We start from the raw sequence: 15,606 nt of genomic DNA, 5'->3' as shown, positions 1-15,606 counted from the left end.
GATCGTGAGAAGCGGAGTATCTGAGGGACCGGCATGACAGCGAGGAGCGGACCCGCCGAGCGCATGGCGCTCTATTCGATCCTCGCCTTAGTCATCGCGGCGACACTGATATCCAGGTATGTCGTCGGCATTCTGGTCCACGACCAGGCCGAACTTGTCGTCTATTCCCAGACCCTGTCATGGACCTATGATGAGCAGATGCCGGTCCTCACCTGGCTGACGACGCTGCTTCTGAATATCACCAGCTATTTCATCCTCGTGCCCGATATCGTAAAATATGCCGGCGTCGTCGCGGCTGTGATTGTCATATTCCGCATGACGCAGACGATGACCGGCTCCGGCCGCGCCGGCTTCATCGCCGCTACGGCAATGTTCCTCATCCCGACGATGAACGAGGACATGCTGCGCGAATATACGCACACGGCATCGCTCATCGCCTTTTCTGTCGGCAGCTTCGCGTTCTTCATCGGTCGCGACGGCCTGAGGATGCCAACGTCGCTCGTGTTTCTGGCTCTGGTTTGGGCCGGGGGATTACTCTCCAAATACACCATGCTCCTGATCATGGCCGGCCAGATCGGGGCGTTTGTATTCCTGATCCGCCCGCCACGCGAGACCATCGTCCGTTTATTGGTGGCCGCTCTGGGAGCTGTTGCGATCGCGAGCCCGATCTATCTGCTGATGGTGTTCAACCAGGCGCCGGTACAGACCGGCTTATCGGAATTCCTTGCGACCGGGGAAGGCTCGCGCCGCCTCGCCGGGATGATCGATTTCGCCTCATCGATGCTGATGGAAGGCGGGTTGATGTTCCTGGCCCTTTGGATAGCAGGCTCCCGGCTCGGCAAGACCAGCGTGAGCCGGGCGCAGCCCGGCTACGGGATCATCCGCAGCGAGAGATTCTTTCTGGTCAGCACCGCCATGGTCCTCGGTCTGTTTTGCGTGGTCATCCTGGTCGCCAACGTCGATGTCGTCCGCGACCGCTGGCTGGCGCCGGCCATGATTATGCTGGCGCCGGTCGCGGCCAGCTGGTTTTCTCGGGCGCACGGCAACCGTACCAATCTGTTGGTCGCCGTCTTTCTCGGCATCTGGTTGATTGCCTTTGGCACCATGAGAGCGGCGGAACCGTTCATCGATGGGGCAACAGGAGAATATTCCGTTGAAAACCATCCCTATACATTCATTGCCGACGAGGCATTGGTTAAGGCGGCAGGCCATGACGCGATCCTCAGCAATAGTGCTCACTTCGCGGCCACGCTGAAGGCGCGCGAGCCGCGGCTGAGGGTCTATGCCCCGAAGACCCAGGGCAATATCCCCGCCGATGCTGCATCGATCCTGATCGTCAGTACCTTTACCCGCGCCGACAACGCAATCGTGCTCGGCGCAGAATGGCAATGTGATGAAGAGGAAATGCGCGCGGCGCCTCTACGGTTCGCCCGGAATGCGACCTTCCCCTATGGCTACCAGGTCTGCCATAAGGAGTATCAGGCAGGATCGCCTGCCGGGGCCCCGATGCCGCCGGCATAATCGACAAGCGCCTCGATCCGTTTATCGACCGGCGGGTGGGTGGTGAAGATGCCTGCAAAGGCCTGGGAGTTGTGGACGGCCATCTGGCGCACGTCATTTGGCGCATCGAATTGCGAGTTGGCGGAGATTTTCCTCAGGGCAGAGATCATTGCGTCCGGATCCCGGGTCAGGTCGACGGCCCCGGCATCCGCCAGATACTCCCGCTTGCGCGACAGGGAAAAGCGGATCGCGAGCGCGAGCAGATAGGCGATGACGATGATGGCGACAGCGATGAGGATGATCACACCACCACCCCGGCTGTCACCATTCCGGCCGCTGGAATAACCGCTTGTTCTTCTGCCGATATAAAACATCCGCCGGAAGACGATTTCTCCAAAAAAGGAAAAAATGCCGACAAAAATGACGGCGATCACCAGCAGGCGCACATCGCGGTTACGGATATGCGTCAGTTCATGTGCCAGCACCGCCCGAAGCTCACGCTTGTCCAGCGTATCGAGAAGGCCGCTCGTGACAGTGATCGTATAATCCTTGTCCTGCATTCCGCTGGCGAAGGCATTCAGCGCCGGCGTTTCGATGATCGCAAGGCGCGGCATGGTGATGCCGCGCTCGATGCAGAGATTCTCCAGAAGGTTATAGAGTTCCGGATTATCCCGCCGCTCCAGCCCCTTTGCCCCGGTAACCGCGCGGATCATTGCATCGTGAGAGAACCACGCGATGGCAAACCAGATCGCTGCCGCCCCTATAGCGAGGGGCCAGAACCGCAGGGTCAGGTCGAGGGATTCAGCCCCTGCCGTCGCCAGGCTGCCTGAGCCACCGACCCCGACCATCAGCAGAAAAAGCGCATAGATCAACAGGCACAAGAGAACCGGAAAACCGATCAGCAGCAGGATCGACTTCAGATTATTGTTCCAGATATGGGACTGCAGACCATAGGCGCCCATCGGGTCAGCCTTTCACGAACTCAGGGACACCAACAGATCAATTGAAGCTGACCTGCGGTGCCGTTTCGGCTTCTGCCCGGCTGGATTCTGGGATCTCGAAGAAATCGCGCTTGCTGAAATTGCCCATCGGGGCGACGAAATTTCCCGGGATCTGCATGATCGCCGTATTGTATTCCTGGATCGAATTGTTGAAGAAGCGGCGCGCGGCGGCGATCTTGTTCTCGATGTCGGAAAGCTCGCGCTGCAGTTCGAGGAAGTTCGTGTTCGCCTTCAGGTCGGGATAGGCCTCGGCAAGGGCGAACAGGCGGCCGAGCGCCTGGCTGAGCATGCCTTCCGCCTGCGCCTGATCGGCCGGGCCGTTGGCCGCGACCGCGGAGTTGCGGGCAGTAATGACGGCGTCGAGCGTCTCTTTTTCGTGGCTGGCATACCCCTTAACCGTCTCGACGAGATTGGGTACGAGGTCCTGCCGCTGTTTCAACTGCACATCGACATCGGCAAAGGCCTGGTCGGCGCGCTGATTGAGGTTGACGATCCGGTTGTAGATCCCGATGACGAAAAGGCCGACGACGACGACGAGGCCGACAAGAACCAGAAGTGAAATCATTTACTCTCTCCCTGCGCGATAGGCGGATAGCTGAATTGAAATCACCATAACTTGCTTCGATCAAAAAAACATTGAATTAATTGTTCGAAATCAAGGGGGAAGAAAAGCGATGCATCTGCATCATGTCAGAAATGCCGGCCTGTTCGCCCTGACCGTGCTGATCGCCTGGCTGCAGGATTGGCGCGCTGCCGATATCGCCTGGAGCATGTGGATTTCGAGCCTCGTCACCGGTTACGCCTGGATTGTCGTGACGATCCTGACTTCCGGTCATCAGATCATGTATAGCGACGGTTTCGGCGGGAAAATCCCTGTGAGTGTCGAGACGCGCCCGCCTGCAAGCGCGATGATCGCGCTTGGCCTGTTCCTGCTTGCCTTCTTCACCGTTCACTTCGGCGGTTTTCACTTCGGCCACGCGCAGTTCCTGAAGATGTTCTTTCCTGTCGAGGGGATTGACGCGGACACCGGTTTCAAGACGATCATCCTGACCACCCTGGCTCTGTATTGGCCATTCGTGACGGTCACCATGGCGGAGCGGAGCATGGCGCTCATCAACGCAGCCAGGGAAGGCAGGACCTTCAATCTGTTCGCGCCCTATCTCGCCGTGGTGAAGAACCACCTGATGATCATCCTCATCGGCTTCACCTCCCTGCTGATAAAACAGGAGCTGGTCCTCTGGCTTTTGCTCGCCTTCTACTTCTTTCCGTATGAGGACGTGTTCAAGGGCAAGGAAAGCCCGTTCACGGACACCGTTCCCGGCAATAGCGAGCAAGACGGCAAGGCGGTTTAGAGCAGCCGGCGTCTTTTTAGACGCAGACAAGCTGCTCTAACATTTTGGTAGCGAATAACTTTTCTGCATTCAAATGATTCGATATGGATGAAGGTTGGTCTAATCCTTGCCGAAACTCAATGTGCGGGAGAAGCCCTTCGGCACGATTTTGCCCGCCTGAGCCCGTTTGCCGAGCCAGTCTTTCCACCCGGCCTCCGACTGCACGCGCCCTGCCCGGTCCTTCCAGCTCAGTTCGTCCTTTTTGCTGAAAGTCTTGGCATCGGCGAGACTGCCGCCGGTCACCTTCTGCAGCACGACGCCCTTGCCGCGGCTCATCGTCGGCAATTCCTCCGCCGGGAAGATGAGCAGCTTGCGGTTAGTGCCGAGCGAGGCAAGCATAGTGTCCTTGCCCGGCGCCTCGTCCATCAGACGGCAAACAATGGCTTCCGAGCCTGACGAAACATTGAGAACCTGCTTGCCCTTCTTCGTTGTCGCCAAAATATCGTCCTCATTGGCGAAAAACCCGTGCCCGGCAGTCGACGCCAGCAGGAGCGTGCGCCCGCCCTTGAATACGAAGACCTCTGCAATCGATTCATCATTGCCGAGATCGATCATCAAGCGGATCGGTTCGCCATTGCCACGCCCCCCGGGCAGATCCCTCACATCGAGCGTATAGAACTTCCCATTGGTGCCGAACAGCATGACCTTTTCATTGGTCATGGCGTACAGGACATGCCCTTCCTTGTCGCCTTCCTTGTACTTGATGTCGGCCATGTTCTCGACATGGCCTTTCATCGTCCGCACCCAGCCCTTGTCGGACAGGATGACGGTAACAGGCTCCTTCTCGATCAGGTCGTCGAGATTGACCTCGATTTCGGCAGGGGCATCGGCAATCTCGGTCCTGCGCTTGCCGATACCGGATTTCGGATCGAAGCTCTTGCGCGTCTCACGCAATTCGTCAGTGATCTTCTTCCACTGGGCGTCATCGGACTTGAGAAGCGCATTCAGCTCCTTCTGCTCTTTCTTCAACTCCTTGTGCTCTGTCTTCAGCTCCATCTCCTCGAGCTTGCGCAGAGAGCGAAGCCGCATATTGAGGATCGCCTCGGCCTGCACATCCGTCAGCTTGAACGTCGCCATCAGCTCTTTCTTGGGCTCATCTTCTTCCCGGATGATGCGGATAACCTCGTCGAGATTTAGGAAGGCGATGAGATAGCCATCGAGGATTTCGAGGCGATGCTGGATCTTGCCGAGGCGATAGTTCGAGCGGCGGACCAGCACTTCCTTGCGATGGTCGAGAAAGGCCTGCAGCACTTCGCGCAGCGACATGACGCGCGGTGTACCCTGCGCATCGAGCACGTTGAGGTTCAGGGAAATGCGGCTTTCCAGATCCGTCAGCTTGAAGACGGTTTCCATCAGCACCGCTGCATCGATGTTCTGCGATTTAGGCTCGAGGACGAGACGGATATCCTCGGCGGACTCGTCGCGCACATCCGACAGGATCGGCAACTTGCGGGTCTGGATCAGCTCGGCAATTTTCTCGATCAGGCGCGACTTCTGGACCTGATAGGGAATCTCGGTGATGACGATCTGGTACTTGCCGCGGGTGAGTTCTTCCTTTTCCCATCTGGCGCGGACGCGGAAGGACCCCCTGCCGGTCGCATAGGCTTCGATCATCGACGCCTGCGGCTCGACGAGAACACCACCGGTCGGGAAGTCCGGCCCCTTGACGTATTTCTCGACCAGCGTCTCTGCCTTGGCGTTCGGTGCCTTGATGATATGGATCGCGGCGTCGATCAGTTCGGCGACATTGTGCGGGGGGATGGAGGTCGCCATGCCGACAGCGATACCGGTCGTACCGTTTGCGAGCAGGTTCGGGAAGGCTGCTGGCAGGACAGACGGCTCTGTATCGTTGCCATCATAATTCTCGCGAAAATCGACCGTGTCCTGATCGATTCCCTCAAGCAGCAACATGGTGCCTTCGGTCGTGCGGCATTCGGTGTATCGCATGGCGGCGGCGTTGTCGCCGTCGATATTGCCGAAATTGCCCTGCCCGTCGACAAGCGGGAAGCGCGAGGCAAAGTCCTGTGCCATACGCACCAGCGCGTCATAGATCGACGCATCGCCATGCGGGTGATATTTACCGATGACATCACCGACGACACGCGCAGATTTCTTGTGCGCCCCGGTTGGCGTCAGCTTCATCTGCAGCATGGCATAAAGGATGCGGCGCTGGACTGGCTTCAGCCCGTCGCGCACATCGGGCAGCGCCCGCGAGGTGATGGTGGACAGCGCATAGGCGAGATATCGCCGGGACAGCGCATCGGACAGGGGCTCGAGGAAAATATCTTCATTCAGGTCGCTCATGCCCCTTGAGTAGAGCGCATCGCAGCCCGCTGGCAAGCGTTTGCGAGGGCCTTTACCTCACTTCTTTTCCAGTCTCAGCCTCGATATTTCTGTTTCAGCCGGGTCAGCAGCCGCTGGCGGGCATCGGGCAGCTGGCGGTCGGCGGGAAACAGGATGCGCTCTTCCAGGAAATGCCCGGTCAGGGCGAAACCGGCCAGCATATCGCCGACATCCGGCTCCCCGCGCGCGATGAGAAAGGGCGGCAGGGGCAGAAGGCGGTCCTTGTAGGGCATGCCGGCGTCATAGCTGACGGCACCGCCGGAGCGGGGCGATACGAAGGTCAGGTCGGCGCCATCCTCCAGCGTCGCGCCGCTTGCCACGCAGCGATCGAGGATCAGGCCGTAGCCGACGGCCGCTAGCAGCCCCAGTTCCCATTTGACCATGATCACCGGCCAGACGTCGCTGTCCTCCATCAGATCGAACAGGACCTTGGTCGCATCATAGAGCTGTGGCAGGGACTGGCGTTCCGGCAAACAGAGCGACAGGAGCGACGTCGCTGCCGTCAGCCCGGTCAGCGCCAGCGCGTCCTGCATCAGCGTCGCGGCGCGCGGTTCCACAAGTTCGAGCGAGAAGTGACCGAGGCTGTCTTCCGTCCGGCCTTTCCACGTGGCAGAGACGGTGTTGCCCTGCTGGATCACCGGCTGGCGTGTCTTGCCCTGCCCGCCATGAACGAGCGCGGCGACACGACCGGCCGACGGGGTAAAGATATTGACGACGGCATGGTTCTCGCCATGGGGCTGGGCGCTGAGGACGATGCCTTCATCCGTGAACTGCATATCAGCCCTTGGGGGCTTCCAGCCCCATCTCGCGATAGCGTGCCGGGTCTGACGACCAGTTCTCGCGCACCTTCACGAACAGGAACAGATGCACCTTGACGTCCAGCATCTGTTGCAGTTCCTCGCGCGCCGCCTGGCCGATCGCCTTGATCGTATGACCGCCCGCGCCCAGGACCAGTTTCTTCTGGCCGTCGCGTTCGACATAGATCACCTGCTCGATCCGGATATCGCCGCCTTTCTGCTCCTTCCAGCTTTCCGTTTCCACGGTCAGCGCATAGGGCAGTTCCTGGTGCAGGCGCAGGAAAAGTTTCTCGCGCGTCACCTCCGCCGCCATCAGCCGATCTGAAATGTCGGAGAGCTGATCCTCCGGGTACATCCAAGGCCCCTCCGGCATTCGGGAGATGAGATAGTCGCGCAGCGTCTCCAGACCGCGGCGCTTCTCCGCCGAGATCATGAACGTCTCGGTGAAGTCCGCAGTCTCGTTCAGGGTTGCTGTAATGGCGAGCAGATGATCGCTCGGCATCAGGTCGATCTTGTTCAGGACGAGGATCGCCTTGACGCCAGCCAATTTCAGCCCCTCGACGATACGATCGGTGTCGGCAGCCGACTTGCGCGCCGCCGCTTTCGCATCCCCCTTGAGATTTTCATAGTAGGCTGGCGCATCGACCATCAACAGCGTGACGTCAGCGCCCTCATTGCCTTCCCAGGCGGCGGAGACCATGGCCTCGTCGAGCTTGCGGCGCGGCTGGAATATGCCGGGCGTATCGGTATAGACGATCTGCGTTTGTCCGTGCACGGCGACGCCGCGAATCCGGGCACGCGTCGTCTGCACCTTGTGGGTCACGATAGATACTTTGGCGCCAACCATCTGGTTGACGAGGGTCGATTTGCCGGCGTTCGGTGCGCCGAGCACCGTCACAAAGCCGCAATGGGTGGGGTCATCAGTCAATGTCGTTATCCGTCCAGATCTTTTCACGCAACAATATGGCCTGAGCCGCAAGCATCTGCGCCGCTCGTTTGGAACCCGCCTCGCCTTTTGCCGGTTTCAGGCCCGCAACAATTGCCTCGACCACGAAGACAGGCGCATGGGCCGGGCCATCGGTCGAGATGGTCTTGTAGACGGGCGCGTTCTTGCGCTCGCTTTGCGCCCATTCTTGCAGGGCAGTCTTGGCATCCATGAAGCGCGCAGCGAGCTTGTCGAAATTCGCGCCCCAATAGACGTCGAACACCTTCTGCGCCGCTTTCAATCCGCCATCAACATAAAGTGCACCAAGCAGGGCTTCACAGGCATCGCCGAGGATCGCATCCTTGTCCCGGCCGCCGGCATCCTCTTCGGACGCCGACATCCGCAGCGCATCGGCAAGACCGATAGCGCGCGCCGCATTGGCGCAGGTCTCCTTGCGTACCAGAGCGTTCAGGCGCGGCGCCATGTCGCCTTCTGAATAATCCGGAAAGCGGCGCCACAGCGTTTCCGCCGTTAGCAACCCAAGGACCCGGTCACCGAGGAATTCCAGCCTTTCCAGATCGCGCACTGTACCCGATCCGGACAGGCTCGAATGGGTCACCGCCCGTTCGAGAAGGCTTCTATCCCTGAAGCGATGGTCGATCCTGTCCTCGAGGGCGGCGAGTTTGTCGTGCCCTTGATCAGTCAACGGCCTACTCCACCGGGTCGAATATCCGGCCCCAGCGGATATGGGTTGGCCAGTTCCAGAACTGGAAGATATTGGTGTCATGCCCATCGACAGAAAAGACCAGGCGCTGCGCGCGACCGACAATCTGGTCAGCCGGCACGAAGCCGACCTGCGGCGTGCGGCTGTCCTGCGAATTGTCGCGATTGTCGCCCATCATGAAGTAGTGACCGGCGGGCACGAAGAGCGGCCCGATATTGTCAAGCTGGTCGTTATCGCCTTCGCATTCCTGGATCCTGTAGGTGACGCCATTGGGCAGGGTCTCGATATAGCTCGCAGCATTGCCGCGGGTATTGTTGCACCAGACCGGATCGTCGCTGACTTGCTGGCGGGGCACCGCCTGATCGTTGAGGTACAGAACGCCGCCAATCATCTGCACCTTGTCGCCGGGCACCCCGATGACGCGCTTGATATAATCGCGGTTGCGATCCGCCTGGTTCTTGAACACGACGACCTCGCCTCGGTCCGGTTCACTGCCGAACAGTCGTCCTTCAACCGGCAGGCGCGTCAGCGGGTAGATCAGCGACGCCTTGGAATAGCCATACTCGAATTTGGAAACGACGAGGAAGTCACCGACCAGCAGGTTCGGCCGCATCGAGCCCGACGGAATGTTGAAGGGCTGCCAGGCAACCATCCTGAAAACCAGGGTTATCGCGACCGCAAGAAGAATGGTCTTGAGAATGTCCCATGCTTCTTCTGCCGGGGTCATTTCATCCCCGCCGGACTTGCCGATCCGCTCACCTTCCATACCACCCTTGCCGGAGATAAGCTCTTTTACAGATTTCATGCGCAAGTCCTGCTTACTGTTCAACCCTGTCCCGGTCCGGAACAGCGTATATGATGACAATTGCCTGCGCCAACGGAAAATCGTCGGTGATTGTCAGGTGGATTTCGGCTTTCATGCCGGCAGGCGTGATCTGTTCCAGTCTTTTGGCTGCGCCACCAGTCAATTGCAAGGACGGCTTGCCACCCGGCAGGTTGATCACTCCCATATCGCGCCAGAAAACGCCGCGTGAGAGGCCGGTGCCGAGCGCCTTGGCGCAGGCTTCCTTGGCGGCGAAGCGCTTGGCATAGCTGGCAGCGCGGTTGTGACGGCGGTCGGATTTCGCCTTTTCGACCTCCGTGAACAGGCGCCCGGTGAATCGCGCGCCGTGCCGCTCCAGCGTCTTTTCAACGCGGCGGATGTCGATGAGATCATTGCCGAGACCGATGATCATGGGCGCTATACCAGCATGCCCGAGCGGGCATCGTCGATCAGGCGGCGCATTTCGCGGATCGCCTCATGCAGCCCCATGAAGACCGACTCGCCGATCAGGAAATGGCCGATATTGAGCTCGCGGATCATCGGCAGGCCGGCAATCGGCTGTACGTTGTAAAAATCGAGACCGTGACCGGCATGGATTTCAAGGCCGAGATCCTGGCCCAGCGTCGCTGCCGCTTCGATCTTGTCGAACTCGTCCTGGATGCGGGCCGGTGTCGTGGCGAGGGCAGCCTGATGATAGGCGCCGGTATGCAGTTCGATGACCGGGGCGCCCAACTCAGCCGCCGCCCGGACCTGCGCTTCCTGCGGGTCTATGAACAGCGACACGCGGATACCCGCCTCGCCGAGCCGGTCGACGAACCCGGCAAGCATATGCCGCTGCCCGGCGACATCGAGTCCGCCTTCCGTCGTGCGCTCCGTCCGCTTCTCCGGCACGAGGCAGACCGCATGCGGGTGGACGTCGAGGCTGATCGCCAGCATTTCCTCGGTCGCTGCCATTTCGAAATTCAGTGGCAGGCCGACTTCGTCCTTCAGGCGGTACATGTCCTCGTCGCGGATATGGCGGCGATCCTCGCGCAGATGCGCTGTGATGCCATCAGCGCCGGCCGACGCCGCCAGCAGGGCCGCGCGGATCGGATCGGGGTTCGCGCCGCCGCGGGCATTTCTCAACGTGGCGACGTGGTCGATATTCACGCCAAGACGCGCGCGCGGCTCGTCCGCCGCCGGATTACGCTGTAATGGCTCGCGCTCGACCATCAGGAGAGCCCCCGGCTGCCGGGTTTCACGGGCGGGACGTTTTTCAGATGATCAGGCAACTGGTCGGAGCGATAGGCCGGCACATCGAGTTCGGCCAGCGGCAGGATCGGCAGACCCACATTCGCCTTGCCACCCGAGCGGTCGATCAGGCAGGCAACGGCGAGCGGTGTGCCGCCATGGCGCTTGACCGCCTCGACGCACTCGCGCGCTGACAGGCCAGTCGATATAATGTCCTCCACAATCAGCACACGGCCATTTCCTTCGATCTGGAAACCGCGGCGCAACTCGAACTGGCCGTTGACGCGTTCGGTATACATGAATGGCAGCTCGAGAGAGCGGGCCGTCTCGTAGCCATATATGATGCCGCCCATGGCCGGCGAGATGACATAATCGATCGCATCGCCCAACTCTTCGTGCGCCTTCAACGCGAGAGCCGCGCACAGGCGGGCCGTGCGATCCGGATACATGGAAACGATGGACTTATTCAGATATGTATCGCTGCGCAGGCCGGAAGACAGGATGAAATGACCGTTCATCAGGGCACCGCAGGCGGTAAACTCCTCCAGAACCTGGTCCTTGGTCATGGCGTGCGTGGCGGATACTGCCATCGTCTATCGTCCTTCTTCTTGAATGGAAGCTGTTTCTACATCCGTGCGGCGCTCGGCGGCAAGCACGTGTTCCGACGCCCTGAGGCCAGTCAGGACATTGCTCAGATGCTTCACGTCGCGCACAAGGATGTCGATCAGGATATCATTGAAGTCGACCTCGCGGTGACGCAGCCGGATATCGCGGATATCAGCTTCATACTGCGTCATCATCAGGGCGACGTGAGCGAGCGCGCCGGTGCGGTTCTTCACCGTCACCTTGATCGGTGCGATGAATTCCTCCTCCGTATCGCTGCGCCAGCGCAGGTCGAGCCAGCGTTCCTCGGAAATCGCTGTCCGGCCCAAAGTGTCGCAGTCGATGCGATGCACATGGACGCTGCCATCGTCGCCAGGAAGCCCGATGATCCGCTCGCCCGGCAGGGGCGAACAGCATGGCGCGAAGCTGAACGACACGCCGCCGGTGAGACCCTGTATCGGGATCGAGTGCTGGTGGCCGCCCTCATAGCTCTGGCGCAGCCGGCGTTTCGACTGATCCGTGCCATCCGTACCAGGATAGATGATCTGGCGGACTGCCTTTGCATCGAGCCGCATCGACCCGACCGCCTCATAGACTTTCTTGACGCTTGCATAGCCCAGCTTGTCGAGCGCTTCCTCGATCGAGCTTTCCGACCATGAAAGGCCATGGGTCGAGAATTCGGATTCAAGGATACGGTGGCCGAACTTGACCTGCTCTTTCTTCTGCAATTGCTTGATGCGCCGCTTGATCCCCGACTTCGCCCGGCCGGTGACCGCCATCGTCTCCCAGTCCTGCGGTATCGCAGCGTTGTCAGAGCGCAGGATTGAAACGACATCGCCATTGCGTAATGGCGTGCGCAAGGGCTTTGTCACCCCGTTCACGCGCGCGCCAACGCATGTATCGCCTATATCCGTATGCAGGGAATAGGCAAAGTCGATAGCCGTCGCCCCGACCGGCAGGGAGATGACCCTGCCCTTGGGGGTGAAACAGTAAATCGTGTCCTGGAATAGTTCCAGCTTGGCGTTTTCCAGGAACTCTCCGACATCGTCCCCATGCTGCAGCATTTCAACGGCATTTCGTGCCCATTCATAGGGGTCGAACTGACCTGCCCGGTCGATCTCGATTTGTCGTCCAGCGGCGGAGAAGGAGGTTTCGTCCTTGTACCGCCAATGGGCAGCGATCCCGCGTTCGGCAGTTTCATGCATTTCCTTGGTGCGGATCTGGATCTCGACACGCTGACGAACGCCGGTTTCGTCCACCGGCGCCAGGACGGCTGTGTGGATCGAACGGTAATTGTTGGGCTTGGGCACCGAGATGTAATCGTCGAATTCGTGCGGGATCATCGGAAAGGACGAGTGGATGACGCCCAATACCTTGTAGCAGTCCTCGACACTGTCGACGAGAACACGGAAGGCATAGATATCCGCCAGTTCATCGAAGGCGTTGCCCTTGCGCTGCATCTTGCGCCAGATCGAAAATGGCCGCTTCTCGCGGCTGTAGACCTCGGCCCTGACCCGTGCAGTTTCCAGCTTTTCACGCAACATCTGCGATAACTGCACGACTGAGCGCACCGTATCCTTGCCGAGCTTGCGCAGGCCATCGCGGATCGCGGTATAGCCTTCCGGGTCGAGATATTTGAAGGACAGGTCCTCCAGCTCATCGCGGAATTTCTGCACGCCGATTCGACCGGCAAGCGGCGCGTAGATCTGCATCGTCTCCATGGCGATGCGCTGGCGCTTATCCTTGCGCTTGATGTAATGCAGCGTCCGCATGTTGTGCAGGCGATCCGCCAGCTTGACTAGCAGCACGCGAACATCCTGTGCCATGGCCAAGACGAACTTGCGGAAGTTCTCAGCCTGCTTGGTCTCGGCAGAGCGCATTTCCATCAGTGACAGCTTCGTCACCCCGTCGACCAGCTCAGCGACAGACGGCCCGAAAAGCCGCTCGATGTCTTCGACCGTAGTGTCGGTATCCTCGACCGTGTCATGCAGCAGCGCGGTGACGATCGTCTCCGGGTCGGCCTTCAACTCCGTCAGGATCGCGGCGACGGAAATAGGGTGGGTAAAATAGGGATCGCCGGATGAGCGCGTCTGCCCGCCATGGGCCTTCATCGAGAAGACATAGGCGCGGTTGAGCAGGTCCTCGTCGGCCGCAGGATCATAGGCCTTGACGCGCTCGACCAGTTCGTACTGACGAATGAATCCGACCGGATAGGAGCTTGTGCGCGCTACGCTCTTCTTCGCCGGTTTTGCCGTCTTTGGCGCTTTTGCTGCGCTCCCGGACTGACCTTCCGGATCCGCTGGCGCACGCGATGTTTTCTCTTTCGCGCCGCGAGCAGGACGTTGAAGTTTTCCTGTCTCTTCTGACTGTAGAACAGCCGTATCCGTCTGGCCGCCAGTACCCCGTGCAGCCTCACTCTTTCCAGTTTTCGTCGCTGGTTTCTTCTGGACTGCAGACGAAACCTTTTCAGTGGTCTCATGAGTTCTGGACGTTCCGGCTTTCTGAGTGCTCATTTCCAACCCGACGGTCAGGCCGGACGGTTCAGCGCCCGCGCCCGAAATCTCGATTTAACTTCAAGGGCTGGATCAGCGGTGGCCGGTCTCAGCCTTTGTTCTGAACCGGCGACATGCCCGTCGTCTGAAGGGCACGCAGAAGGTCGTCCTCGCTCATCGTGTCATGCTCCGGCAGGTCAGCCTTCTCGGCAGCAGCGCCTTCGGCGTCTTCCGGCTCATCAACGTCGAGCTGTTTCTGCAGCGAGGTCACGAGGTCTTCGCGGACGTCATCCGGCTTGAGGTTGGAATCGGCGATCTCGCGCAGGGCGACGACCGGGTTCTTGTCATTGTCGCGGTCGACGAGAATCGGCGATCCCGAAGAAATCGTCCGCGCGCGGTGGGCAGCAAGCAGAACGAGATCGAAACGGTTGTCGACCTTTTCAACGCAATCTTCAACAGTGACGCGAGCCATTCATTATCTCCTAATCGGCGAAACCGCACTCGTACAGTGTCATATCGCCGAAATCAACTCGAAACAGACCTGTATTGCCCGGATTTAAACGCTAAATCCGGGTCGCTGTGACCTGCGGCAGGGCTGAAATCATCTCGTCCACAGATAGGGATGATTCCGGATGCTGCCAAGATGGGACGATATCCTGCAATGGCAGCAGGACGAAGTCGCGCCGGGACAAGGCCGGGTGCGGCAGATGCAGGCCATTCGGGCCGTTAGCGCGCCTCTCCCCGTGAAAGGCTATCAGGTCCAGATCCAGCGTGCGCGGCGCATAGCGCAGGGACGGGTTCTGCCGGTACGCCCTCTCCCGTCCGAACCCGTCTTCTATGGTATGAAGAGCAGCGAGCATTTCCTCGGGCGTATGATGGCTCTGATCAAATGCAGTGACGGCGTTTACATAGGGCGGTTCCGACGGATCGGGCCAGGCCGGGCTCAAATAGAGCCCCGAGCGCTTCTGGCCGGTGCCGAAATCTGCAAGCGCGTTCATGGCCTTGACGATAATTTCACCCGGCGGTTGTCCGCAAAATGACTTGTTCGACCCTAGCGCGATAATGATCATGGTAGTTTGACTTGAGGTTGATTTTTCCAAGGATTCAAATACGTTACGCCATCTATATCAGATCACGACATATTACAGGCAATATTGGGAAGGAATGATAATGCACCCCTGGCTTGGACTGGATGAAGACGATCGCGCGGCGATTTTTATCGACGGCGCCAATCTCTACAAGACCGCTCGCAATCTCGGTTTCGACATAGACTATAAGAGCCTTCTGAAAAAGACCCGCGAGGAAAGCCGGCTGATCCGCGCCTATTACTACACCTCGATGCAGGAGGACCGCGACCAGGACTATTCTCCGCTGCGCCCCCTCGTCGACTGGCTCGACTATAATGGCTACACCATGGTCACCAAGATTGCGCGGGAATACACCGATGCGCAGGGCAAGAAGCGGTACAAGGGGTCTGTCGATATCGAGCTTGCCGTCGATATGGTAATGCTCGCCGACAAGCTGGACGCGATCGTCCTGTTTACGGGCAATGGCGATTTCCGCCGCGCGATCGAGGCCGTTCAGGGCAAGGGCGTCAAAGTCACGCTCGTCTCCACGGTCAAGACCACGCCGCCCATGGCCAGCGACGATATCCGCCGCATGGCAGACCACTTCATCGACCTTGCCGACCTGCAGGGCGTCATCGGCCGCAAGGGCGCGCCGCCGCGCAAGACCAACGAAGAAGAATTTTTCGCTGAAGAAGACGAGTTCTGATAGT

The 15,606-nt window shown here is 59.5% G+C and carries 16 protein-coding genes; 3 read left to right on the top strand and 13 right to left on the bottom strand.

Going from position 1 to position 15,606, the window contains the following annotated elements; all coding sequences use genetic code 11:
• Positions 1-33: 33 nt before the first annotated feature.
• Complete coding sequence (locus IEV88_RS05030) at positions 34-1,521, top strand: glycosyltransferase family protein (RefSeq protein ID WP_188160170.1); 1,488 nt, start codon at positions 34-36, stop codon at positions 1,519-1,521.
• Here the strand turns inward: IEV88_RS05030 and IEV88_RS05025 are convergent.
• Together IEV88_RS05025 and IEV88_RS05020 are read right to left on the bottom strand one after the other, a co-directional pair.
• Positions 1,479-2,462, bottom strand: coding sequence for a M48 family metallopeptidase (locus IEV88_RS05025; RefSeq protein ID WP_188160169.1), 984 nt, complete (start codon positions 2,460-2,462; stop codon positions 1,479-1,481). The genes IEV88_RS05030 and IEV88_RS05025 overlap by 43 nt on opposite strands.
• Before the next feature lie 37 nt (positions 2,463-2,499).
• Positions 2,500-3,066 (bottom strand): LemA family protein, encoded by a 567-nt coding sequence (locus tag IEV88_RS05020; RefSeq protein WP_188160168.1) that lies wholly within the window; start codon positions 3,064-3,066, stop codon positions 2,500-2,502.
• A gap of 109 nt (positions 3,067-3,175) precedes the next feature.
• Here IEV88_RS05020 and IEV88_RS05015 point away from each other — a divergent pair, with 109 nt between their 5' ends.
• Positions 3,176-3,853, top strand: a complete 678-nt coding sequence (locus IEV88_RS05015; RefSeq protein WP_188160167.1) for a DUF6498-containing protein — start codon at positions 3,176-3,178, stop codon at positions 3,851-3,853.
• Positions 3,854-3,952: 99 nt separating this feature from the next.
• Here the strand turns inward: IEV88_RS05015 and parC are convergent, their stop codons facing one another.
• From parC to folK, 11 genes are all read right to left on the bottom strand, one after another.
• Positions 3,953-6,196, bottom strand: a complete 2,244-nt coding sequence (gene parC, locus IEV88_RS05010; protein ID WP_188160166.1) for a DNA topoisomerase IV subunit A — start codon at positions 6,194-6,196, stop codon at positions 3,953-3,955.
• Between the two features lie 74 nt (positions 6,197-6,270).
• Positions 6,271-7,011 (bottom strand): DNA repair protein RecO, encoded by a 741-nt coding sequence (gene recO, locus IEV88_RS05005; RefSeq protein ID WP_188160165.1) that lies wholly within the window; start codon positions 7,009-7,011, stop codon positions 6,271-6,273.
• A 1-nt stretch (position 7,012) separates the two neighbouring features.
• Entirely contained in the window at positions 7,013-7,969 is a 957-nt protein-coding gene (gene era / locus IEV88_RS05000) for a GTPase Era (RefSeq protein ID WP_373291177.1), read from the bottom strand.
• Complete coding sequence (rnc, locus tag IEV88_RS04995) at positions 7,953-8,663, bottom strand: ribonuclease III (RefSeq protein WP_229731405.1); 711 nt, start codon at positions 8,661-8,663, stop codon at positions 7,953-7,955. Before rnc ends, era begins: the two co-directional genes overlap by 17 nt.
• 4 nt (positions 8,664-8,667) lie before the next feature.
• Positions 8,668-9,486, bottom strand: a complete 819-nt coding sequence (gene lepB / locus IEV88_RS04990) for a signal peptidase I (RefSeq protein ID WP_206711350.1) — start codon at positions 9,484-9,486, stop codon at positions 8,668-8,670.
• 13 nt (positions 9,487-9,499) lie between these two features.
• On the bottom strand, positions 9,500-9,916 hold the full coding sequence (acpS, locus tag IEV88_RS04985) for a holo-ACP synthase (protein ID WP_188160162.1): 417 nt from the start codon (positions 9,914-9,916) through the stop codon (positions 9,500-9,502).
• Positions 9,917-9,921: 5 nt separating this feature from the next.
• Positions 9,922-10,716 carry a pyridoxine 5'-phosphate synthase gene (locus IEV88_RS04980; protein ID WP_188160161.1) on the bottom strand — a complete coding sequence of 265 codons (795 nt, stop codon included), beginning with the start codon at positions 10,714-10,716 and terminating at the stop codon, positions 9,922-9,924.
• Positions 10,716-11,300 carry an orotate phosphoribosyltransferase gene (gene pyrE, locus IEV88_RS04975; RefSeq protein WP_188160548.1) on the bottom strand — a complete coding sequence of 195 codons (585 nt, stop codon included), beginning with the start codon at positions 11,298-11,300 and terminating at the stop codon, positions 10,716-10,718. Before pyrE ends, IEV88_RS04980 begins: the two co-directional genes overlap by 1 nt.
• A gap of 27 nt (positions 11,301-11,327) precedes the next feature.
• Entirely contained in the window at positions 11,328-13,850 is a 2,523-nt protein-coding gene (locus IEV88_RS04970; RefSeq protein WP_188160160.1) for a RelA/SpoT family protein, read from the bottom strand.
• Between the two features lie 88 nt (positions 13,851-13,938).
• Complete coding sequence (rpoZ, locus tag IEV88_RS04965) at positions 13,939-14,301, bottom strand: DNA-directed RNA polymerase subunit omega (protein ID WP_188160159.1); 363 nt, start codon at positions 14,299-14,301, stop codon at positions 13,939-13,941.
• Positions 14,302-14,392: 91 nt separating this feature from the next.
• Positions 14,393-14,899 (bottom strand): 2-amino-4-hydroxy-6-hydroxymethyldihydropteridine diphosphokinase, encoded by a 507-nt coding sequence (gene folK, locus IEV88_RS04960; protein WP_188481201.1) that lies wholly within the window; start codon positions 14,897-14,899, stop codon positions 14,393-14,395.
• A 100-nt stretch (positions 14,900-14,999) separates the two neighbouring features.
• On the opposite strand from folK, the gene IEV88_RS04955 reads away from it, so the two are divergent.
• Entirely contained in the window at positions 15,000-15,602 is a 603-nt protein-coding gene (locus IEV88_RS04955) for a LabA-like NYN domain-containing protein (protein ID WP_188160157.1), read from the top strand.
• Positions 15,603-15,606: the final 4 nt, after the last annotated feature.

This window comes from Aquisalinus flavus (assembly GCF_014640095.1).
GTDB classification, from domain to species: Bacteria; Pseudomonadota; Alphaproteobacteria; order Caulobacterales; family Parvularculaceae; genus Aquisalinus; species Aquisalinus flavus.
Note: the sequence above shows the minus strand (reverse complement) of the source record. Positions and strands in the feature narration are given on the sequence as shown.